This is a genomic window from Rhodanobacter ginsengiterrae, assembly GCF_050026815.1.
Classification (GTDB): Bacteria; Pseudomonadota; Gammaproteobacteria; order Xanthomonadales; family Rhodanobacteraceae; genus Rhodanobacter; species Rhodanobacter ginsengiterrae.
Genome location: NZ_JALBWO010000057.1, coordinates 461,531 through 483,212 on the forward strand (window position 1 = coordinate 461,531; position 21,682 = coordinate 483,212).

At 67.8% G+C, this 21,682-nt stretch carries 14 protein-coding genes; 6 read left to right on the forward strand and 8 right to left on the reverse strand.

All coding sequences use genetic code 11. The features are described 5' to 3' along the window. Positions 1 to 56: 56 nt before the first annotated feature. On the reverse strand, positions 57 to 2,393 hold the full coding sequence (locus ACQGNJ_RS17085) for a S9 family peptidase (protein ID WP_426690444.1): 2,337 nt from the start codon (positions 2,391 to 2,393) through the stop codon (positions 57 to 59). 191 nt (positions 2,394 to 2,584) lie between these two features. Here ACQGNJ_RS17085 and ACQGNJ_RS17090 point away from each other — a divergent pair, with 191 nt between their 5' ends. Both ACQGNJ_RS17090 and ACQGNJ_RS17095 read left to right on the forward strand, forming a co-directional pair. Beyond that, positions 2,585 to 3,001, forward strand: a complete 417-nt coding sequence (locus ACQGNJ_RS17090) for an acyl-CoA thioesterase (protein WP_426690445.1) — start codon at positions 2,585 to 2,587, stop codon at positions 2,999 to 3,001. 55 nt (positions 3,002 to 3,056) lie between these two features. Continuing rightward, positions 3,057 to 3,809: a glutathione S-transferase family protein gene (locus ACQGNJ_RS17095; protein ID WP_426690446.1), complete on the forward strand. Its 753-nt coding sequence runs from the start codon at positions 3,057 to 3,059 to the stop codon at positions 3,807 to 3,809. 21 nt (positions 3,810 to 3,830) lie between these two features. Here ACQGNJ_RS17095 and ACQGNJ_RS17100 read toward each other — a convergent pair whose 3' ends face one another. Next, positions 3,831 to 4,724 (reverse strand): LysR family transcriptional regulator, encoded by an 894-nt coding sequence (locus tag ACQGNJ_RS17100; protein WP_426690679.1) that lies wholly within the window; start codon positions 4,722 to 4,724, stop codon positions 3,831 to 3,833. A gap of 104 nt (positions 4,725 to 4,828) precedes the next feature. On the opposite strand from ACQGNJ_RS17100, the gene ACQGNJ_RS17105 reads away from it, so the two are divergent. The 3 genes from ACQGNJ_RS17105 to ACQGNJ_RS17115 all read left to right on the forward strand — a co-directional run bounded on the left by ACQGNJ_RS17105 (position 4,829) and on the right by ACQGNJ_RS17115 (position 7,490). Beyond that, complete coding sequence (locus ACQGNJ_RS17105) at positions 4,829 to 5,821, forward strand: aldo/keto reductase (protein WP_426690447.1); 993 nt, start codon at positions 4,829 to 4,831, stop codon at positions 5,819 to 5,821. Between the two features lie 110 nt (positions 5,822 to 5,931). Continuing rightward, positions 5,932 to 6,756, forward strand: a complete 825-nt coding sequence (gene queF / locus ACQGNJ_RS17110) for an NADPH-dependent 7-cyano-7-deazaguanine reductase QueF (protein ID WP_426690448.1) — start codon at positions 5,932 to 5,934, stop codon at positions 6,754 to 6,756. 149 nt (positions 6,757 to 6,905) lie between these two features. Further along, positions 6,906 to 7,490, forward strand: a complete 585-nt coding sequence (locus ACQGNJ_RS17115; RefSeq protein WP_426690449.1) for a hypothetical protein — start codon at positions 6,906 to 6,908, stop codon at positions 7,488 to 7,490. A 76-nt stretch (positions 7,491 to 7,566) separates the two neighbouring features. Here ACQGNJ_RS17115 and ACQGNJ_RS17120 read toward each other — a convergent pair whose 3' ends face one another. The 3 genes from ACQGNJ_RS17120 to ACQGNJ_RS17130 all read right to left on the reverse strand — a co-directional run bounded on the left by ACQGNJ_RS17120 (position 7,567) and on the right by ACQGNJ_RS17130 (position 11,996). Beyond that, positions 7,567 to 8,625 (reverse strand): glycerophosphodiester phosphodiesterase, encoded by a 1,059-nt coding sequence (locus ACQGNJ_RS17120; protein WP_426690450.1) that lies wholly within the window; start codon positions 8,623 to 8,625, stop codon positions 7,567 to 7,569. Positions 8,626 to 8,795: 170 nt separating this feature from the next. After that, positions 8,796 to 11,231 carry a TonB-dependent receptor gene (locus tag ACQGNJ_RS17125; protein ID WP_426690451.1) on the reverse strand — a complete coding sequence of 812 codons (2,436 nt, stop codon included), beginning with the start codon at positions 11,229 to 11,231 and terminating at the stop codon, positions 8,796 to 8,798. A 213-nt stretch (positions 11,232 to 11,444) separates the two neighbouring features. Continuing rightward, positions 11,445 to 11,996 carry a type 1 glutamine amidotransferase domain-containing protein gene (locus ACQGNJ_RS17130; protein WP_426690452.1) on the reverse strand — a complete coding sequence of 184 codons (552 nt, stop codon included), beginning with the start codon at positions 11,994 to 11,996 and terminating at the stop codon, positions 11,445 to 11,447. A gap of 200 nt (positions 11,997 to 12,196) precedes the next feature. On the opposite strand from ACQGNJ_RS17130, the gene ACQGNJ_RS17135 reads away from it, so the two are divergent. Then, complete coding sequence (locus ACQGNJ_RS17135) at positions 12,197 to 12,355, forward strand: DUF3309 family protein (protein ID WP_426690453.1); 159 nt, start codon at positions 12,197 to 12,199, stop codon at positions 12,353 to 12,355. A gap of 30 nt (positions 12,356 to 12,385) precedes the next feature. Here the strand turns inward: ACQGNJ_RS17135 and recD are convergent, their stop codons facing one another. The 3 genes from recD to recC are packed head-to-tail and all read right to left on the reverse strand — an operon-like array spanning position 12,386 to position 21,578. Further along, positions 12,386 to 14,248: an exodeoxyribonuclease V subunit alpha gene (gene recD / locus ACQGNJ_RS17140; RefSeq protein ID WP_426690454.1), complete on the reverse strand. Its 1,863-nt coding sequence runs from the start codon at positions 14,246 to 14,248 to the stop codon at positions 12,386 to 12,388. Then, entirely contained in the window at positions 14,245 to 17,880 is a 3,636-nt protein-coding gene (locus tag ACQGNJ_RS17145; RefSeq protein ID WP_426690455.1) for a UvrD-helicase domain-containing protein, read from the reverse strand. The genes recD and ACQGNJ_RS17145 overlap by 4 nt, the downstream gene beginning before the upstream one ends. Continuing rightward, positions 17,877 to 21,578, reverse strand: coding sequence for an exodeoxyribonuclease V subunit gamma (gene recC, locus ACQGNJ_RS17150; RefSeq protein ID WP_426690456.1), 3,702 nt, complete (start codon positions 21,576 to 21,578; stop codon positions 17,877 to 17,879). The genes ACQGNJ_RS17145 and recC overlap by 4 nt, the downstream gene beginning before the upstream one ends. Between the last annotated feature and the right edge of the window lie 104 nt (positions 21,579 to 21,682).

A 21,682-nucleotide genomic window follows, 5' to 3' on the forward strand; every position in this document is an offset into this window, starting at 1 on the left:
GCGACGAATCCGTCTCACCTGCCCGACGCCGTGCGTTCACGGCGCCGGGCCTCGGTTCAGCGCCAGGGCCAGGCCTTCAGCTGGTACTCCACCGGCGGCGTGTTGCCGGCCAGGTACTGCACGAAATAATCCCAGCGGCGGCGGGTGGCATACGGCGTGGCCGCCGCATAGCCGTGGTGGGCATTGGGGATCATCAGCAAATCGAAGTTGCGGTTCGCCTTGATCAGCGCGTCGACCACCAGCAAGGTATTGGACGTCGGCACGTTGTCGTCCATGGTGCCGTGCACCAGCATCAGGTGACCCTTGAGGTTCTTCGCGAAACTCTGGTTGGCCTGGGCGTCGTAGTTGGTCTTGCCGTCCTTGTCGGTGACCAGCAGGCCCTGCCACTTCTCGGCCCAGTCGTCCTCGTAGTTGCGGTTGTCGTGATTGCCGCTCTCGGCCCAGCCGACCTTGAAGAAGTCGGGATAGTGGAACATCGCGCCGGCGGTGGCGTTGCCGCCGCCGGAATGGCCCCAGATGCCGACGCGGTCGAGGTCGATCCACGGGTACTTCTTGCCGAGTTCCTTCAGGCCAAGCACCTGGTCAGGCAGGGTGTTGTCCTCGACGTGCTCGAAGTAGGCGTCGTGGAACGCCTTGGAACGCCACGGCGTGCCCATGCCGTCGATCGCCACCACGATGAAGCCCAACTCGGCCAGCGACTGGTGGTCGACACGCGACGACATGAAGCTGCGGCTGCCGACGGAGCCGGTCTGCGGACCCGGATAGATGTAGTCGATGATCGGGTACTTCTTCGCCGCATCGAAGTTGGACGGCTTGAACATCATGCCGTACAAGTCGGTCTTGCCGTCGCGTGCCTTCACCGTGAACGGGATCGGCGGCACCCAGCCGGAAGCTTTCAGGCGCGTGACGTCGGCAATGGCCACGTCAGCCAGCTTGCGGCCGTCATCCGAACTGCGCAGCACGGTCACCGGCGGCGTGGTCGGGGTGGAATACGCATCGACGAAGGACTTGCCGTCCGGCGCCAGCGTGACGGTGTGATCGGCCGCTTCCGGGGTCAGCAGCACCGGCTTGCCGCCATCCAGGCTGACCTTGAAGAACTGCTGGTAGTACGGGTTCACGCCCTTCGTACGGCCGACCCCGCGGAACCACACGGTGCGCGTCTTCGGGTCCACCTTGAGCACCTGGGTGACGTTGCCGTCGCCCTTGGTGATCGCATGCTTGAGCTTGCCGCTGCCCAGGTCGTACAGGTACAGGTTGCCCCAGTTGTTGCGCTCGCTGAACCAGATCGCCTCGTTGGTTTCCGGCAGGTAGCGCCAGTTCACCGCGTCGTTGCCGCTCTCGTAATAGGTCGGCACCACTTCCTCGAACACCGTGCGCACCTTGCCGGTCTTCGTGTCGGCGATGCGGAACCATTCGTGCTTGTGGTCGCGCGAGGTGGAGACGAAGGCCAGCGTCTTGCCGTCCGATGCCCACTTCACGTCGTCCCAGCCGCCATCGGGGCCGCAGCTGACGTCGTCGCACAGGCTGGAGCGATGCTGGTCCGCCGGCATCTTCAGCCGCACCACCTCGTGCGTGGGCACGTCGATGATGACTCGCTCGATCATGGTCACGTCCTTGTCGCCGACCAGCGGATATTTCCACGCCTCCAGCTTCGGATGGCCGACGTTGGTGCTGATCATGTACATGTCGCCGGTCTTGCGCTGGTCCTGCTGGAACGTGGCGATCTGCTTCGAATCGGGCGACCACTCCACGATGGCGCTGTCGGTGTGCTTCCAGCCGGCGTTGTCGGTGGCGTAGCCGAAGTTCTCCACGCCGTCGGTGGTGAGCCGGGTTTCCTTGCCGGTGGCTACATCGCGCACCCACAGGTTCCAGTCGCGGATAAAGGCCTCGCTCTTCTTGTCCGGCGACAACGCGCCGGGCTCCTTGCCGGTTTTCACCAGCGTGCTGCGATCCACGCAACTGGCCTCGGCGGCGGCCAGATCGCATGCATAGCGCTTGCCGCGCAGGGCGATGTCGATGCGGCCATCCGCCCTCGTGGCGTAACCGGTGACCGGCAATTTATTCGCATCGACCGGCTTGCCGCCTGCCTTGCCCAGCGCGGCCGCAAGCTTGGCCTGGTCGAACAATGGGGAGGTCTTGCCGCTGGCCACGTCCATCGCGACGAAATGATCGCCACTGGCGTCGTGGTCGACGTACCAGAAATGGCCGGCGTCCAGCCAGTCGACCTTCTGTACCGCGTGGTCGACCAGCGGTACCGTGTTGTAGCTCATGAAGCGCTCTGCCTGCGCATAGTCGTTCGTGCTGAGAGTTCGCCCCTGCGCTGCGACACCGGCGGACAACGTACCCAATACCAGCGCGCCCAGCACGCGCGAACTGCCGATCATCAAACTCATGTTGCGTTCCCCTTGCGAAAGCGGACTACTGCGATTGCCAACCCTGGCCCAGATGTACCCGAATGTCCGATGCTAACGCGCGCATGACCTATGGCACCCCTGCCATTGGTCCCGCTTCGGCTGTCCATGCCGCAGAATGTGCCGCCGCGCGGACCCGCTGCGGCAAGCCCCTGTTCCCGGAAATGACCCTGATGACTGCTGCCCCGATCGAAGCACGCCTGCTGGAGATGGTCTTCCCGGATCACACCAACCACCTCGGCACCCTGTTCGGCGGCCAGGCGCTGGCATGGATGGACAAGGCCGCCTTCATCGTCGCCTCGCGTTACGCGCGGCGCACGGTAGTCACCGCGCGCTCGGAGGAGGTCAACTTTCGCGTGCCGGTGCGCACCGGGCAACTGGTGGAGCTGGTCGCCAGCGTGGTCCGGGTCGGCCACAGCTCGATGCAGGTGGAGGTGGAGATGACCGCCGAGGACCTGCTCAGCGGCGATCGCCGGGTTTGCACCACCGGCCGCTTCGTGATGATCGCACTGGATTCCAATGGCTCGCCCACCGCGGTGGCGGCGCTGCCGGAAGCCGTGGAGCGCAAAGCCGCCGACGGCGCGGCTTGACGGCAGCGACCCGACGGTCGCACGCTGCTGTATCCGTATTCGGAGGGGACGCCTCGTGTCGCAGCGCCTCAGGGTCATCGGCAATTACATTTCGCCCTACGTGCGCAAGGTGCTGGTCTGCCTTGAACTGAAGGGGCTGGAATACGAGATCGATCCGATCGCGCCGTTCGTCGGCAACGACGAATTCAGCCGGCTCAGCCCGCTGCGGCGGATACCGGTGCTGGTCGACGGCGACCTGGTGCTCAACGATTCCAGCGTGATCTGCCAGTACCTGGAAGATCAGCACCCCACACCCTCGCTCTACCCACGCGACATCGCCGACCGCGCCCGGGCCCGCTGGCTGGAGGAGTACGCCGATACGCGACTGGCCGACGGCCTGATCTGGCGGTTGTTCCATCAGCTGGCGATCAAGCGCCATATTTTCGGCGAGGCGCCCAACGAGACCGTGGTGCAGCACGCGCGTGACGAGGCGATCCCCGCCGCGCTCGATTACCTGGAGCAGCAGCTGCCGGAGGATGGTTTCGTGTTCGGCGCGCTGTCGATTGCCGACATCAGCATTGCCAGCTATTTCCGCACCGCCTCGTTCGTGCGCTACGCCATCGACGCCGCACGCTGGCCGTTGACGGCCGCCCTGGTGGCCCAGGTGCAGGAACTGCCGGCATTGCAGAAGCTGGCCAGGTTCGAGGACTGCATGCTGCGCCTGCCTCTGGCCGAGCAACGCGGGGCGCTGCTCACCGCCGGCGCCCCACTGACCAGCGACACGCTGGGCACCAGCGCACCACGCCCCGGCCCGCCACGCGCGTCGTGAGGCCACACCACCTGTGCGCTCCTACGCCGTCGTCAGCTCCACCAGCCAGTCGACGAACACGCGTAACCGGGCCGGCATCTGCCGCTGCTGCGGATACAGGATGGTCATCGGCAACGACGGCGGCGGGTGTGCCGGCAGCAGCTCGCGCAGCCCGCCGCTCTTCAGCGCATCGACGATGCGGTAACGCGGCATCTGCGCAATGCCCAGGCCGGCTTCGCAGCAGCCGAGGTAGGCATCCACGCCGCTGACGCTGACGCAGCCCGGCAGCACGACTTCGCGCCGCTTGCGGCCGACCATGAACTCCAGCGGCTCGGCCCGGTGGGTGGTGGGCGACACCCAGTTCACCGCCAGATGGCCGTCCTGCAGCGCGGCCAGCGAATCGGGCAGGCCATGCCGGCGCACGTAGGCGGCGCTGGCCACGGTGACTTGCTCCAGCACGCCCACGCGGCGACCGACCATGGTCGAATCGCCCAGTTCGCCGATGCGCAGCACGCAATCCACGCCTTCGCGCACCAGGTCGACGAAACGGTCGCCGGTGCCGATGTCCAGCTGGATCTGCGGATAGCGCGCGAAGAAATCCCGCAACGCGGGAATCACCAGCAGCCGCGCCAGCGTCGCCGGCAGGTCGACGCGCAGGCGGCCCTTCGGTTGCACCAGCGCCTCGCGGAAATCGGTCTCGACCTCGTCCATGTCGGCCAGCAATCGCACGCAATGCCCGTAATAGGTTTCGCCATCGCGGGTGCTGCGCACACGGCGGGTGGTCCGCTGCAACAGCTGCGCGCCGAGTCGGGCTTCCAGCCGCTTGATCGCGTGGGTGACGGTGGCGCGCGGCAGGTTCAGGTCATCGGCCGCGGCGGTGAAGCTGCCAAGTTCGACGATCCGCGTGTACAGCCGCATGGCTTCGAGACGGTCCATGGCACTGTTGTCGTTCATGAAATGGTGATGATCATTATTGAGCATTTATCCGATCAACGTCTCGGCGCACCATGCACTCACCTTCACCCACCGGAGCGACAACCATGCAGACCCGCACTCTCGGCAACAACGGTCCGGCCGTCTCCGCCCTCGGCCTCGGCTGCATGGGCATGAGCGCGTTCTACGGCCAGCACGACGACGCCGAATCGCTCGCCACCATCCATCACGCGCTGGACCGCGGACTCAACCTGCTCGACACCGCCGACATGTACGGCCCGCATACCAACGAGGTGCTGGTGGGCAAGGCGATCAAAGGCCGCCGCAAGGAGGCCTTCATCGCCACCAAGTTCGGCATCGTGCGCGACCCGGACGACCCGCAGGCGCGCGGCGTCAACGGCCGCCCCGAATACGTGCACGCGGCCTGCGACGCCAGCCTGCAGCGGCTCGGCATCGACACGATCGACCTGTACTACCAGCATCGCGTCGACCCGGCCGTGCCGATCGAGGAGACCGTCGGTGCGATGGCCGAACTGGTGGCCGCCGGCAAGGTGCGCTATCTCGGCCTGAGCGAGGCCTCCGGCGCCACGCTGGAACGCGCGTGCAAGGTGCACCCGATCGCCGCGTTGCAAAGCGAGTTCTCGCTGTGGACGCGCGACCCGCAGACGAACGGCATGCTCGCCGCCTGCCGCAAGCTCGGCGTCAGCCTGGTCGCCTATTCGCCGCTGGGCCGCGGCTTCCTCACCGGCGCGATCCGCTCGCCGGATGACTTCGACGCCGACGATTACCGCCGCACCAACCCGCGTTTCATCGGCGACAACTTCGCCCGCAACCTGCAGCTGGTCGAACAGGTGAAAGCGCTGGCCGCCGACAAGGGCTGCTCGCCCGCGCAGCTGGCGCTGGCCTGGGTGCTGGCGCAGGGCGACGACGTGCTGGCGATCCCCGGCACCCGCAAACGCTCGCGGCTGGACGAAAACCTCGGCGCGCTCGACGTGCAGTTCAGCGCGGCCGAGCTGAAGGCCATCGACGCGGCGTTCCCGCCGGACGCCGCCGCCGGCGACCGCTACGTCAGCTCGGGCATGCAGATGGTCAACGTGTAACGCCGTGCTCCCTCCCCTGCGCTGCGGGGGAGGGCTGGGGCGGGGTCCGCTCTCGATCCTTCCCGCCCGTGCCTCGCAGGGCGGGAAGCAAGGCGGCTAAACTGCACGGCATGAGCACCCCCGAACACTCTCCCCTCGGCAAGGACACCGCCTACGCCGACCGCTACGATCCGCGCCTGCTGTTCCCGATCCCGCGCGCCGACAAGCGCGCCGAGATCGGCGTCGGTGAGGTATTGCCGTTCCATGGCGTGGACATCTGGAACGCGTATGAACTGTCATGGCTCGACCGGCGCGGCAAGCCGCAGGTGGCGCTGGCCGAGTTCCACGTGCCGGCCGCCTCGCCGCACATCATCGAATCCAAATCGTTCAAGCTATACCTGAATGGTTTCGCGCAGGAACGCATCGCCGACGCCGCCAGCCTGACCGATACCTTGCTGCACGATCTGTCCGCCGCCGCCGGCGCGGTGGTCAACGTGCAGCTTCATCCAGCCCATGGCGCGAGTCTTCCAGTCACTGATCTGGACGGCGTTCTGCTCGACCAGCAGGACATCGAGATCAATCACTACGGACCGCCCGACGCGGATTTCCTGCAGGCCGACCGCGCCGCCACCCCGGTGGCGGAAACGGTGGTCTCGCACCTGCTGCGTTCGAACTGCCCGGTTACCGGACAACCCGACTGGGGCAGCGTGCAGATCGCCTACCACGGCGCGCCGATCGACCACGCCGGCCTGCTGCGCTACCTGGTTTCGTTCCGTACCCACAACGAATTCCACGAACAATGCGTGGAACGGATCTTCGTCGACCTGATGCAGCGCTGCGCGCCGCAGCAGCTCAGCGTGTATGCGCGCTACACCCGTCGCGGCGGGCTCGACATCAACCCGTTCCGCAGCAGCACGCCGGGCACACCCGGCAATCCGCGCACGGTGCGGCAGTAGCCGCGCACGCGCGCCACGTCTGCACTGCGTGAAAGTTCAGCAACAGGCGATGGCTTCGGTAACCGGCGCTTCAGACCAACAGCGCTAGCCTCGATGCACTGGCCGCCCCGCCAATGGGCGACCAAGGCGTGATCGATACCGGAGTGACCATGAAAACCTGCCTGACCTTGCCCATGCGTTCCAGCGCGCTTTGCGTCGCCGCCTTCACTGCCGCCTTGCTGCTGAGCGCCTGCGGCAAGCACGAACCCGCGCCGCCGCCGGCCCCCGCGCCGGCGTCCACTGCACCCATCGCACAAACGCCCGTCCCCGCTTCCAGCACCACGGTGCCGGCCCCGGCGAATGCCGGCAGCACCAGTGTGGCCAGTGCCGCCTCCGCGCAGCCACCAGCGGTACCGTTCACGGTGGCGAAGGTCAGCCTGGGCAGTGCAGTGAATGCCGAGCATCAGGTCACCCGCGTCAGCGACAGCTTTGCCAGCAACGACAAGGCCATCTACGCCAGCGTCGCCACCGAAGGCAGCACCGGCGGCGCCACGCTCAACGCGAAGTGGAGCTATCTGGAAGGCGCCGGCCAGCTGGTCAGCAGCATCAGCCAGTCGATTGCCACCGATGGACCGGCGATCACCACCTTCAAGGTGCAGAACCCCGACCTGTGGCCCGCCGGCAAGTATCAGGTAGAGATCTCGCTGGACGGCAAGCCGGTGGCCAGGCAGGCCTTCCAGATCACCAAGAGCTGAAAGCGGGAACGAGGTGGAGAGGAGTAGAAAGGAAAAGCCGGTGCTCATGGCTCTTTTTCTCACTCCTCACTCCTCTTCACTCACTCCTCTCATCCAGCGCCCTGCGCCCAACCGCCGGATCATCGGTGAAGAACGCATCGATGCCGGTAGCCAGGTAGGTGCGGATCTCGGCGATCGAGCCGGCTTCGTTGACCGCGCGCGGGTCGATGCCGTGCCAGTGGTTCAGCGGCAGAAAATAGTTTTCCGGACGGAACGTGTACGGATGCACTTCCAGGCCTGCCTGGTGGGCGTCATGCACCAGCGGGGTCGGCGTGCCGAGCAGGTGGTCGAACTTCAGCGGAATGATCGAGCGGATGCTCGGCCCGATCGCATCGGCATAGCTGGCAATCTCGTGCAGGCCCGCCGGCGTCATCATCGTTGCATAGGTCGTCGTGCCGCCCGCGGCAGCCACGTCGTACGGCTGTTCATCCGGCTCACCCAGCAGTTGCAGCAGGCGGATGTTGCGATGTGCGCCATCGGCAAGCCGGCCACGCAGGTATTTCAGGTTGCCGATCTCGAACGACTGGATCTCGATAGGCGCGGTGCGCGTGTATTCGTGCGCGGCCAGCGTAGCCAGCAGCGCGTCTTCCATCGGCAGGCCGATGCGGCGGAAGTAGGTACCGTGCTTGATCTCGGGAATGATCCCGATCGGGCGCCCGCGCGCCTTCGACTCGGCAGCGACCAACTCAATGATCTGCTCCAGCGTGGCCAGTGGAAACTGGCCGTCGTACTGCGTGCCGCGCAGCTTCGGCAGGCGTTCGCGCGCGCGCAGCGTGGTCAGTTCGGCAAGCGTGAAGTCCTCGGTGAACCAGCCGGTCTCCGGCTTCCCGTCGATCACCTTGCTGGTGCGCCGCGCAGCGAATTCGGCGTGGTCGGCCACGTCGGTGGTGCTGCTGATCTCGTTCTCGTGCCGCGACAGCAGCACGCCGTCGCTGCTCATCACCAGATCCGGCTCGATGAAATCGGCGCCGTCGGCAATCGCCTTCGCATAGGCGGCCAACGCATGCTCGGGGCGCAGCGCGCTGGCGCCACGGTGCCCGATCACCAGCACCCTGGCGGCGATCGGCTTCTCGACGGCGGTGGCGCTGAGGGACATGGCGATTCCGAGGATCAGGACAAGCAGCAGACCCGGTCGGCGCCGGGGATGGTCAAGGCACACAGGGCAATCCCGCCACATCGCGCAGGAAGTCAGGCGTGCGCCGATGCTTCGCCGCGGCGCCCGGCGCAAGCACCACCGTCAGCACGATGTGTCGTCTGCGCATCGGCTCAGAACTTGCCGCTGATGCCGATGCCGAACGTGCGCGGCGCGCCGGGAATGTACGTGGCCAGGTTGAAATTCTCGCCCACGTTGCCGGCATCGATCAGGTACTTCTTGCCGAGCAGGTTGGCGCCCCACACGGAGAGATCCCAGCGGCCCTTGTCGAAGGTGACGCCGGCGCGCAGGTTCAGCAGGCCATAGGCCGGCTGCACGTAGGCGGGATTGTTGTTGTCCTCGAAATAGATCTTCGAGCGCCAGGTGTAACTCGGCCGCACGTACAGCTCGCGCCCTTCCGCCAGCGGCTGGTTCCACTGCAGGCCGATCGCCAGCGTGTGGTCCGGCGCCAGCCGCAGGTGATTGCCGGCATAGCCTTGCTGGCGACCCTGGTTGTCCTTGTTGGCGAAGCGCGCGTGCAGATAGCTGTAGTTGAGGAAGCCGCTGAAGTGCTCGCCGAAGGCCTGCTGCAGCGACGCCTCGAAACCGGGCACGCTGGCGCGCCCGGCATTCAGCTGCAACAGCCGTCCGCCCTGGAATGCCTGGCTCTGGAAGTTGTTGTAGTCGTAGTAGAACGCGGACAGATCGTAGGCAAAGCGGCCGCCATTGGCCTCGCCCTTCAGCCCGAGCTCATAGCTGAGGATCGTCTCGGCCGGCAGCACCACCTTGTCGTAGCCGGTGCCTGCCTGGTTGACGTTGAAGGCCAGCACGTTCGGCCGCCGCCCGCGCGACACGCTGAGGTAGCTGTTGGTGTCCTCGTTGATGTGGAAGCTGCCGACCATCCGGCCGACCACCGAGGTGCTGTCGTGCTCGTTGTGCAGCCGGCCATGGGTCGGCACGAACAGGTTGTTCGGTCCGGTGATGCCGTTGAAGCCGGCGCCGAACAATGCCAGCGTGCTGCCGATGCCCGACGCCGGCGACGCATTGGTGACCTGGTAGCCACCGGCCTGTTGCTCGCGCGTGACGCGCAAGCCGCCGGTGAGGTCGAAGCGCTCGTTCAGCCGCCAGGTGCCGTCGGCGAACGCCTCGTACGAACGGGTGCGGCCGTAATTCGCATAGCCTTCCTGCTCGTTCGTGTTCAGCGGCACGCCGAGCAGCGGAATCGCGCTGTACGGCTGGTTGGGCCGGTAGTTGGCGTCCAGCAGCGGCGGCGGCGGGCCGAGCAGCGCGATCAGTTGCCGGGTCGAAGCGGACAGGCCGTCCAGGGTCGGCGCCAGCGCCAGCAACTGCGAGAACAGGCTGCGCTCGTCGGTGCTGAAGGGCACCGCCTCGCTGCCGTTCTCGTAGAAGTAGTTGGCGCCAAGGAAGCCGGTGAAGCTGCCGCCGGCGTCGTAGTTCAGGCGCAGTTCCTGGCTCAGCTGGTGGCTTTTCGAATGCTCGGCGAAGTTCAGCATGTTGACCTGCGAACCGTCGGCGTCGAACTTCTCCAGCGAATTGAACTTGCGCAGGCCGGTGGTGCTGGACAGGCGCCAGCTGTCGCTCAGCGCGAAATCGCCGATGGCGGTCAACCCGTAGACCTTGCGCCGCAGGCCCAGCGCGTCGCCATGGTCGAGATCGGCCGCACCGTAGACGTCGGTCGAGCCATAGCGATTCGGCACGGTGGCGCTGCGGAAATCGGTGCCCGGCGGGGAGTCGCGCTGGTAGTTGGCGATCAGGTCGATGCCGCTGCCGCTGCCCAGGTTGACATGCAGGCTGGCACGGATCGCCTTGGTGTCTTCGCCGTTGAGCCGGCCGCCGCTGAGATTCTCGATGTAGCCATCGTGGTAGGCGTTGTGGACCGCCACGCGGGCATAGACGTCGTCGGCAATCGGCGCATTGAAATAGCCGGTGAGCTTGCGGCTGGAGAAGTTGCCGAATTCGCTCTGGAAACCGCCGGCGGTGCCGGCCTGCGCCTTGTTCTGGATCAGCGAAATCGCCCCGCTCTCCGCGCCGCGGCCGAACAGCGTGCCCTGCGGGCCACGCAGCACCTCGACCCGGTCCATGTCGTACAGCGCCACCATCGAGCCGCGCGACCGACTGATGTCCACGCCATCCTGGAAGATCGACACCCGTGTCGCCGCCGTCGCCGCGCCATCATCGGTGGTGATGCCGCGCACCGCGATGCCGGGGTTGTTCGGGCTTTGCACCTGCACCTGCACACCCGGCACGTAGCGGCTGAGCGTCTCCACGTCACTGATGCCGAAGCGCTGCATGAAATCGTTCGAGTAGGCCGAGATCGAGATCGGCACGTCCACCACCTGCTGTTCGCGCTTCTGCGCGGTGACGGTGATCCGGTTGAGGTTGATCGCGTTGGCCACCGAGGGCGCGCTGCCCGCTGCCGCCGGGGCAGCGGACGTCTGCTGCGCCTGCAAGCTCAGCGGGACCAGCCCCAGCAACAGGCACTGGATCGACCAGGACAGCCAGTTGCGACGTGGCGCCAGCGTGTCCGCACGCGGGTTCGGATTCGACATGATTTCCCCTGGACAAGGCACGAGCCACCGGCGAAGGCAGCGGTTCAATAGTGTCGTCCGCGCATGACAGGCACATGTCCCGCTGATCTCTCCGGGCCCAGCCCCAGCTGCCACCGCGTCCGCCCCGGAGGCGCCCCCGTCTGCCTCCTTGCGCAGCAAGCTACTACGGCGGGGCCGCAACTGGCTTGCTGCGTTGCGGCAGTGCCAATCCGCCTAGATCGTGGCGCCCAGCGCGTCGATCAGCGCGGCGGTGAAGGCGGGGATGTCGTCCGGTTTGCGGCTGGTGATCAACTGGCCGTCGCGCACCACCTCGCGGTCGTGCCAGCGCGCGCCGGCATTTTCCAGGTCCCTGCGCAGGGACGGCCACGAGGTGACGTCGCGATCACGCACGAGCTCCGCGTTGATCAAGGTCCACGGTCCATGGCAGATCGCCGCCACCGGCTTGCCGGCTTCATCGAAGGCCTTGACCAGTGCCACCGCGGCCGCGTCGATGCGCAGCTGGTCCGGGTTCATCACCCCGCCGGGCAGCAGCAGGGCATCGTAATCCTCGGCACGCGCGGACTGCAGATCGCGATCCACCGCCACCGGCTGACCCCAGTTCTGCCTGTGCCAGCCGGTGATCGCCTTGACACCACCGGGCGCGATCACTTCCGTGCGTGCCCCGGCCTCTTCCAGCAGCCGTCTCGGCTCGGTCAATTCGGACTGCTCGAAGCCGTTGGTGGCGAGGATGGCGACAAGCCGTCCGTTGAGTTTGGAGGAAGACATGGGCTGAGGCTCCGCGGCAAAGAAGCCGAGCATGGACCGTGCACGATGCAGCCGGCGTCAGCGCTGCGTGACCGCTTCGTGAGCAAGACGGGCCTGCCGCTTGACGGTTCATCCACCGGCTTGCTGAGATCGTGACCCTGCGCCGCCTCATCGCGGCAGCCGTCGCCACCACCCGGGTCGCGCGTACCCAAGGATCTCTCATGTCGCTTTCACTGCTGGTTGTCATCGTTCTCGTGCTGTTGCTGATCGGCGCGCTGCCGACCTGGGGCTACAGCCGTTCGTGGGGCTACCGCCCGGTGGGCGGGCTGGGCCTGATCGTGGTCATCGTGCTGGTGCTGTGGTTGCTCGGCGTGTTCTGACGCCGAACCGGTCGGCGTTGGCCCGACGCATCAGGCGATGCGCGCGGCCAACCCGCTGGCCCGGCGCACCGGCGTTGCCAGGGCGATTTCAAATGCCGCCTCGGTGCCCCACCACTCGACCATCTTTTTCGCCCGCGACAGCCCGGTATACAGCAGCTGACGGGAGAGAATCTGGTTCTGCAGATCCGGCGGCAGCAGCACCGCGACGTGGTCGTACTCCGAGCCCTGGCTCTTGTGGATCGTCACCGCGAAGGCACCCTGATGGTCAGGCAGCGCACCGGGCGCAAAGCCGATGGCGCGACGACCGGCATGCGGCGTCGCCTCCGCGCTCAGCGATTCGCCGCTGGTCGCTGCCGTTCCCTGCACGGTCACCTCGAACCAGACCGCAAGGTTGCCGCTTTCATCGCGCAGGCACAGACCCACGTCGCCATTGAACAGGCCCACGGTGTAGTCGTTACGGCTGATCATCACCGCGCGACCGGGGTACCACTCCACATCGGTGGCCACGTCCAGGCCTGACTTGAGCCGTCGCTCGATGGTCGCATTGGCCACTTCCGCGCCGAATTCCCCTTCGCGCAAGGCACACAGCAATTGGCGGCGATGCAGTGCGTCGAGTGCCTTGAGCACCTGCGACTGATCGACGTTCGACACCACGTCGAGCGCCCCCGCTTCGCGCAAGCTGGCATCGAGCGCAGCGCTCCACTTGTACAAGGCATCGCGCAGTTCCTGCGCCGTGGCCACCTGACGGTGAATCGCCCTGGCGCCAGCGGCGCGCCACGCGGCGTCGAACGCCAGCGCATCGCCGCGGCGGATCGCGTCGTTGATCGGCACCAGCGATTGATCGGCACGGAAGCTGTGGCGCAGGCGCACCAGATCGGACGCGCCTTCGGCCTCCATCGCGCCGACCAGGTCGAGCAGCACCGAGCCGGTACCCACCGAAGTGAGCTGATCGGCGTCGCCGACGAGGATCAGCACGGTGTCCTCGTGCAGCGCATCGAGCAGATTGCGCAGCATCGCCAGGTCGACCATCGAGGCTTCGTCGACGATCACGATGTCGGCCGGAATCGGGTTATCCGCGTGATACGCGAAACCGCCGTGCCGACCCCGACTGCCGAGCAGCCGATGCAGGGTGCTGGCCTCGGCCGCCAGTGCGCACTCCAGCGGTGGCTGCCATGCCGGATCGAGCGGCGGTTGCCCGCCGCGCATGCGCTGCGCGCCATCGCGCAACGACTCGGACAGGCGCTGCGCCGCCTTGCCAGTGGGTGCGCTGATGCGAATCGTCGGTGCGACCCGACCCTGGGCGGCGCGCCCCCTGATCAGCAGCATCAGCATGCGCAATACGGTGGTGGTCTTGCCGGTGCCGGGGCCGCCGGTAAGCACGAACAGGCGCTTGCCGAGTGCCTGGGTCACCGCCTGGCGCTGCGGCGTCACGGTGGCACCCACGTCGCCCTGAAACAGCGCATCGAGATCCGCCGCGGCAACCGTTGCCGGCGAGGCCATCGCGCGGCGCACGCGCACCTGCCGCGCGACGGCGGTCTCGTGCAGGTAGTTGCGGCGCAGGTAGAAGTGCGGCGGATCCAGCACGAACGGCGTGCCGCCGGGGTCGCCGGCACCGGCCAGCGCGACCATCGACTCGGCCGGCAACGCTGCCAGCTCGGTCGCCGTGCAGGCCGGCATGCCAAGCCGGGCGGCCGCATCGTCGGTCAGCAGCAGTGCGCTGTCACCGCGTCCCTCCGCGTGACTGGCCCAGCCGGCCAGCCGCGCCAGCAGCGGCGAGCCGCCATGCGCGAGCACCCAGCGCGCCACCGTGGCGTCGAGCATGCGCCAGGCTTCCGGCGGCGTGGTTTCGCCGGCAAGGCGGCGGAAATGGTAACTGCGGACCGGTGTGCTCACGCGACCTCCGCTGTGTTCAGGTCGTCGGCGAACACCTCGTCGACGGCATCCAGCAGATCGTCGGCGAAGCGGTGGCGCCAGATACCGGCGTCATCGGCCAGACCGGCCGCGCGGATGAACAGGTAGACACACTCGCCCAGTTGCCGCTGCCGCCGATAGTTCGCGCCCAGGCGCTGGCGCAGGTACCGGTCCACCGCCACCGTGTAGAGCAAGGCCTGAAAGCGGTAATGGTTGCCATCCATCTGCGCCAGCAGGGCCGCGCCCCGGTAGTCCGCCAGCGTATCGCCGAGGTAATTGCCCTTGTAATCGAGCACGTGATAGCGGCCGTCGTGGTGGAAGATCAGGTCGATCTTGCCGTTCATCAGGCCACTCAGCAGACGCTGGCTTGGCGGTACCAGGTCGGGCTCGCCGTGCGCGGCGCAGACCGCGCGCAGGCGCGCCATCGAGACGCGTTCCAGCGAGAAGAAGAAACCCATTTCCGCGCGCAGGTCCGCCGCGGCCAGATCGGCCAGGCACAATGAGGGGCCGGCTGCGATACCCAGCGGCGCATCCAGCGCGCCCTGGATCCGCGTCACCAGCAGGTCGATCAGGTCGGATTGCTTGATGTCCTGGCGGCGCACGCCGGCGTCGCGCAGGCAGTCTTCGATCAGGTCGCGCTGCTCGGCCATCGGCACACCGATGGCGCGATGCTCGAACACCGCATGCACCGCGTTGCCGAAATCGGTGCCGCGCACGCGGGCCAGCGCCGTCAGCGCGGCATGCGGCTGCGGCGCTTCGGGCTCGGGCAAAGGCGCGCTCACCGGTGGCACCGCGTCGGCCGCAGCGAACCCGGCCGTGACGGCAAGCTCGGCGCCGGCTACCTCGTCCTCATCGCCCGCGGAGGCGCCGGGATTGATCGCCTCGCGATGATCGCCGTGGGTCAGCGTGGTGAAGCTGTGCTTGGCTTCCAGCGGCCCGAATCGCGGCGGTGGCAACTCACGTGCTCGTCGTGCCGTGTCACCTATCGGATCGGCGCTGAAATTTTGCCGCGCGGTCGGATGCCAGCCATCGAGCCAGCGGATGTTCGGCGTCCGCTGCACAAGCTCGGGCGAGTCCAGTGGCGGCTCGATGCGTTCGAGCATCACGTCCAGCGCACTGCGCCGGGTTCCGCTGGCGGAACCCTTCGCGCTGGCGCTGGCCGGCCGCTCCGGCGGCAAGGCGAACAGGTGGCAGGCATGGATGGCGCGGGTCAGCGCCACGTACAGCACGCGAAAGCGCTCGTCCTGCAGATCCTGCGCTTCGCGCGCCTTCGCCTCGGCGGAGAACTCGGCGCGGCGCAAGCCGCTGGCCGGATCATCGACTACGTAGATGCTTTCGCCGGCGCGCTCGCCGTGATTCCACATCAGCGGCAGGAACACGATCGGGAACTCCAGCCCCTTGCTGGCGTGCAGGGTCATCAGCCGCACGCGGGCGCTGTCCGACTCGATGCGCAGTTGTGCCGCATCGGCGGCATCGTCGCCACTGGCTGCGCCATCCTCGCGGCACTGCTGGAACCAGGCCAGCAGCTCTTCGCGGCCAGTCAGCACCTCGCTCTGCGCCTGCAGCAATTCGCCCAGGTGGCGCAGATCGGCAAGCACGCGCTCACCCGCCATGGTCTGCAGGTAGCGCGCGGCCAGATGCTCGATCAGCTGGCCGACCACATGCAGGATGCCGCGCTCGGCCCATTGCTGGCTCCAGCCGCGGAAGCTGTCTGCCACCGGCTGCCACTGCGCCACATCGTCGCCCCAGCGCTGCAGATCGCTGAAGGTCGCGCCCCACAGGCGGGTGGCGGCGGCCGCACGCAACGCGCCGAGGTCGGTGTGATGGGCGATCGCATACAGCACGACCTGCAGCTCGCGGGCGGTCGTGGTGTCGAACACGCTGCTGCGCGTGGAGGTGACGCAAGGCACGCCGCGTTCGCGCAGCGCATCGCGCAGGGTGATGATGTCGTTGCCGGTCGGCAGCAGCACCGCCAGGTCCGAGGGCTGCACAAGTTCGGCGCCAAGACGATGCGCGCGCGACTGCAGCAGTTCGGCGATCTGGTTGGCGCAAACCTGCAAGGCGTCCGCGCGGCGCTGCGGCTGCTCCAGCGGCGGCTCCCGCCGGTAGTGGATGGTCAGCGGCGCGCTGCAGATCTCGCCATCGACGGTATACGGTTTGCCCGCGCGGCGGTCGGTGGCAAGCACGTCCTCGTAGACGATGCCGCCGTCACCAGCGGCATCCAGCCCTCGCCCCCCCGCCGCGTAAAATTGGTTGAATGCGGCCACCAGTGCGGCACTGGAGCGATGATTGGTGCCGAGCGTCAGACGGCCGCTCGCCGGCACGCCTCTGGCCGCGCGCTGGTAAGCGTGGATATCGCCCCCGCGGAAGCGGTAGATCGCCTGCTTGGGATCGCCAATCATCACCAGCCGACCCCGCTGAGCGCCATCGCGCTGGCGATAGATCGCATCGAGGATGCCGTACTGCTGGCCATCGGTATCCTGGAACTCGTCGACCAGCGCCACCGGCCACGCCTTGAACAGGGCATCGGCCAGCGGCCGGTCGTGCCCCGCGGCTGATTCGCGGACGAGTGCGCCGCTGACCGACTGGATCAGGCTGTCGAATGTCACCTGATGGCGCGCGGCGAGACGCGCGTGCATTTCGGCCCGGGCCAGTTCGGCCATGTCGTGCCAGAACTGCAAGCGGAAGTTCCCGATGACCTCTGCGCAACGCTCCGCGAAAGCCGCGGCGGCGATCAGGTCCTTGTGGTCCTTGCTGCCTTTCAATACACCGGTCAGTGCCGAAGCCCCCTTCAGGCCAGCGCAGGCCTTCGGGCTCGGCACCCGCGAACGATCATCAATGAAGTCTGCCAGTTCGCTCCAATACGTCGGCAGCAACGAGCCCTTCCGGAAATGGGTGTCGCTGGCGACGATCTCGCGCAGGCGCGGCGCCCATGCCGCATCCAGCACGGCGTCGATCTCGGCCGCGGGCCGCACCGGCACCGCCACTCCGGGCGCCAGCACGATCTTCAGGCGCGACTTCAGCTTTGACAGCGTCAGCTCGTCGCCGGCCTGCCCGGCCAGCACCACCAGCGCATCGTCGGCATCGCCCTGCTGCAGGCGCCGCCACAAATCGCCGGCCACTTCCTCCAGCACGGCATCGCTGGCCACCATGTCGCCCATCACGAAGGCCACGCCGCAGGCAAACGGATGATCGGCGAGGATGCGCCGGCACAGGCCGTGCAGGGTGCTGATCGGTGCCACGTCCATCTCGGCCAGCGCCAGCCGCAGTTGCTGCAAGTCGTGGCTGCGCGCCGCCGGCTCCGCCTGCCAGCGCGCGAGCAACCATTCTTCGTCGCTGCCGCCGGTGACCGCGGCGTGGTCATCGCTGGCGCGCAATACCGCCCATTGCAACTTGCCGCGCAGACGCTCGCGCAGTTCCTGCGCGGCGGCATCGGTGAACGTGGTGACCACGATCTGGCGCGGCGACAACGCCCGCTCCAGCAGCAGGCGCAGGTACAGCGCCGCGATGGTCCAGGTCTTGCCGGTGCCGGCGCTGGCCTCGATCAGGCTGCGGCCGCCGTCGTCGAGGTCGAGCGCGCGCCAGTCGATCGGCGGGGTCTGGGCGGCGCTCATGCCGGCAGCTCCATCGCGTCGTCGAAGCTGATGCAGCGATGCAGCGCCAGCGCAAACTGCGTCATCGATGCCAGCTCCGCGCTGCCGGGGGCGAAGTCCACCTCGCCGGCCAGCAGATGACTGTAGCCGGGCGCGTAGTCGCGTTCGCCGACGCCGCCATGAGTGGCGATCCAGCTGGAGCCGACGCTGGGCGGCGCAGGCCGCTCGTCCGCATCGGCGGCATGGCCGGCGCCGGCGTTCGGCCTGCGCGCGCTGATCGCGGCCCAGGCCGATTTCGGGAAATACCAGCGCGGTGCCGCTTGCGCCTCGACCCACCAGTCGAGCAGCTGCTGCAGGCGCTGTTCGAGTTCGGCGAGCAGCCCCGCGCGTTGCGCCGGATCGGCGCGCATGAAGTCTTCGTCGCGGCGATTGATGCCGTCCTGCCAGGGGCGCGCGTCGCCGCCCACCAGGGCGCGCAACCGCACCGCCGGCAGGCTGCCGCCCGCGCGTGCGCTGTGCAGGCGCAGCAGCGCCCAGTCGAGAAACATCGGCACGCGTTCCTTGAAGCTCAGTTCCGCTTCCTTCGGGAGCTTGCCGCCGCTGCCGGAAAACACCCGCAGCAAGTGCCACTGCTCGCCATCGTCGACGGCGGCGGCATAAACCTGCGCGACCTGCCCGATCACCCGATGCCTGCCCAGTGGAAGATCCAGTTCGCGACTGCCGGCCGCCGGCGCCCCGTGCGCGAATCCGGGCAACCGGCCAGCCTCCTGCAGCAGCAGACCGATCAGCGAACTTTCCTGCTGCCACGCCTGCGTACCGGCACGGCCCGGCGGCATCGCACCACCGAGGCGCAGCCAGTCCGGTGCCTGCGCCGGTGGCCATGCGACATGCGGCCAGCCCGGCAGCGCGTCGTTGAAGAACAGTGTTTTCGCCACCGTGTCGAGCGCGGCGAAGCTTGCTTCGATCGGCTCGTCCTGCGGCAACCGATCATCCTCCAGTGCATCCAGGCTGACCTGCATGCGATGGGCGAGCAATTGCTTCGCCGGATCGCGGTAATAGGCGTGCAGTTCGCGCAAGGCAATCGTCGGGCCGAGCTCGGGCGCAGGCGCGTTGCCGTGATCGAGGAACGGCGCGACATCGGCCTGTTCACCACGCCCGTGCATGCCGGCAAACAGCGCGTTGTAGGAGAACAGCCGCGCGTCGGCGGCATCGAAATAGCGGGCGTCGAAGGGCTGCAGCGGATGACGCAGCAGCCACGGTCGTTCGCGCTGCTCGTCATCGGGCCGCAATCCCGCCGCGGCATCCAGCACCGCGAGCAGTTCGGCCAGCGGTGGCGCCGGATTGCGCGGCTTGCCGTCCTGCACTCCTTCGCCGATGTAGCTCAGGTGCAGCCGCCGGCGCGCCGACATCAGGGTTTCCAGGAACAGGTAGCGGTCGTCGCTGCGCACGTCGCGATCGCCCATGCGCCGATAGCGCGCCATCAGGTCCAGCCCGGCGTCGCTGGCCGAGCGCGGGAAGTCGCCATCGTTGAGTCCCAGCACGGCCACCACCTGGAACGGAATCGCGCGCTGCGGAACCATGCCGCAGAAGGTCACGCCACCCATCAGGAAGCGCTGCTGCTCGGGCACGGCGGCCAGGCGATCGACCAGCAGGTCACGCACCACGCTGAAGTGCAGCAGCGGATCGGCGCCGGCGCCCGCCGGCTCGCTGGCCAGGCTGCGGATGAAACCGAGCACCAGCGCCTTCGCATCGCGCGCCGCGCGATCCAGCGGATCGACGCGGAACAGCGCCTCGAAGCGCCGTTCCAGTTCCACCGCCCAGTCGCTGGCCAGCCGCGACTCGCCGGCCAGGTCGCACAGCGTCTGGATTTCCTGCAGCAGATGATCGAGCGCACCCAGATGGCCGGCGGCCGGTCCGTGGATGCCGGTGAGCGGGGCCAGCTCGGTGCCATCGGCAAGCTGCACCGACGGCTGCCGCCCGGCGTCCGCGGCGTCGGCCATCAGGTAGCCGGCCAGCATCCGGTCCATCGCCCAGCCGAAGGTGTGTTCGGCGATCGGCGGCACGCCGAAGCGCGTACGGAACGCCGGATCGAGCGCCCACGCCACCCGGCTGGATTTCAGCCATTCGCCCAGTTCGCTCACGCCGCCGGCATCCAGTCCCAGGCGGCGCGCGATCTCCGGCACCGCCAGCAGGTCGACCACCTCCGGCGCGGTGACCCGCGTGCCGGGCACGTCGAGCAGTTGCCGGAAGGCGCCGAACAACGAGTGACTGCGCGACACGGCCACATCGGCCAGCTGGTACGGCAGCAGGCCGCCGGCCTGACCGGCCACGCCGAATACCGCGGAGATCAGCGGCACGTAGCTCTGGATGTCCGGCGCCATCACCACGATGTCGGCGGGCCGCAGCGGCTGGCCATCCGCATCGGCGGTCGCCAGTGCGTCCAGCAGCTGGTCACGCAACACCTCCAGCTCGCGCAGGCGGGTGTGGCAGCTGTGCACGCGCAGCGAGGCATCGGCGCGTGCGTGCGTATCGACTGGCGTGGCCAGCGCGACGTCCATCAGCGCAGGATCGAGCGCGCGAATGCTCTGCTGCACGCGTTGCAGGCGATCCATGCCGTGGACGACCTGCTCGTCCTCGCGATGCCGCACGTCGGACAGCACATCGCCTTCGCCGGCGGCCAGCTCCATGATGAAGTGCTGACCCATGCGCCCCCAACTGGCCAGCAGCGGATGCGCCTGGTCCGCCCAGTAATCATTGCCCTGGGCCGCATCCAGTCGCGCCTGCTCTTGCACCGTCTGCAGGCGCAACGCCGGCAGCGTGCGCCCCAGGCCACCCCAGTATTCGCGACACGGGTCGGGCACATACAGGGCGACCAGGCGCTGCCGCGCCGCCGCGCGCAACACCGCCAGCTCGGACGGCGCCAGATGGCTGACGCCGAACACGTGCAGCGCTTCGCCGCCGTGCCCGCCCTGTTCGAGATGGTCGATCAGATCGCCCACCACATCGCCACGATGCGGCCCCAGCTGCTCATGCAGATGCCGCCACAACGGTGCCAGCAGGCGCTGTTCGGTGGACGCGAGCAGCGGCTCCGCCGCGTGTCCGGTGACCAGGCTGAAGCGGCCCTGCTCCCAGCCGCGCAGCCAGTCCGGGCGATACACCAGGTATTGCGAATAGATGCGGGCCAGCCGGTCAGCCAGCTGGAAGCGGCGACGCGCCTGCTCCGCGCCACCGCCGGCCTGCGCGCCCTCGGGCCGCAGGTAACTGGCGATGCGCGCATCGCTGATGCCCAGCGCGGCGACGTCGCCGCCCAGCACCTCATGAATGCTCCAGCGCAGATGCTGACGCTGATAGCGGGGCAACGACACCGCGCGCTGCTGCAGCTGCTCCTGCGCCAGTCGGTCGATCCACGCACTAGGCAGCAGGATGTCGAGATTCGCGGCAATGCCGCCGGCGCCGTACTCGCGCGCCAGCGCCCCGTTCAGCCACTGCTTCATGCCCGGATGCGCGGCGATGATGGTCTGCGGCGCCAGCACGTGGTCCGGCTGGGTGACCGCCAGCAACTGCACCAGCGGATCGAGCAGCTTCTCCAGCCGGCTCGCGCGATAGATCAGCAGGCCGGTGGTTTGCTGCGCACCTTCCACCTCGCGAATGTCGCCGCCTGCGTTGCCTGCCGTCACTGCCTCGACCTCCTGGAGTTCATCGGATCGGCCGCGATCCATCCGCCTGATCTTCACCAGCGCCAGCGCGGATTGCAATGATCGGAGGCAGCGGCGTCATCGCCAACGGAGACGCCGGTCAAAATGCGCCCATGACGCTATCGCCA

Coding starts and splice junctions, on each gene's coding strand:
- ACQGNJ_RS17085 (WP_426690444.1), bottom strand. CDS start 2,393: ATGAGTTTGATGATCGGCAGTTCGCGCGTGCTGGGCGCGCTGGTATTG.
- ACQGNJ_RS17105 (WP_426690447.1), top strand. CDS start 4,829: ATGCAGACCCGCACTCTCGGCAACAACGGTCCGGCCGTCTCCGCCCTC.
- recC (WP_426690456.1), bottom strand. CDS start 21,578: ATGGATCGCGGCCGATCCGATGAACTCCAGGAGGTCGAGGCAGTGACG.
- ACQGNJ_RS17120 (WP_426690450.1), bottom strand. CDS start 8,625: ATGTCCCTCAGCGCCACCGCCGTCGAGAAGCCGATCGCCGCCAGGGTG.
- queF (WP_426690448.1), top strand. CDS start 5,932: ATGAGCACCCCCGAACACTCTCCCCTCGGCAAGGACACCGCCTACGCC.
- ACQGNJ_RS17130 (WP_426690452.1), bottom strand. CDS start 11,996: ATGTCTTCCTCCAAACTCAACGGACGGCTTGTCGCCATCCTCGCCACC.
- ACQGNJ_RS17145 (WP_426690455.1), bottom strand. CDS start 17,880: ATGAGCGCCGCCCAGACCCCGCCGATCGACTGGCGCGCGCTCGACCTC.
- ACQGNJ_RS17125 (WP_426690451.1), bottom strand. CDS start 11,231: ATGTCGAATCCGAACCCGCGTGCGGACACGCTGGCGCCACGTCGCAAC.
- ACQGNJ_RS17090 (WP_426690445.1), top strand. CDS start 2,585: ATGACTGCTGCCCCGATCGAAGCACGCCTGCTGGAGATGGTCTTCCCG.
- ACQGNJ_RS17135 (WP_426690453.1), top strand. CDS start 12,197: ATGTCGCTTTCACTGCTGGTTGTCATCGTTCTCGTGCTGTTGCTGATC.
- ACQGNJ_RS17100 (WP_426690679.1), bottom strand. CDS start 4,724: ATGGACCGTCTCGAAGCCATGCGGCTGTACACGCGGATCGTCGAACTT.
- ACQGNJ_RS17115 (WP_426690449.1), top strand. CDS start 6,906: ATGAAAACCTGCCTGACCTTGCCCATGCGTTCCAGCGCGCTTTGCGTC.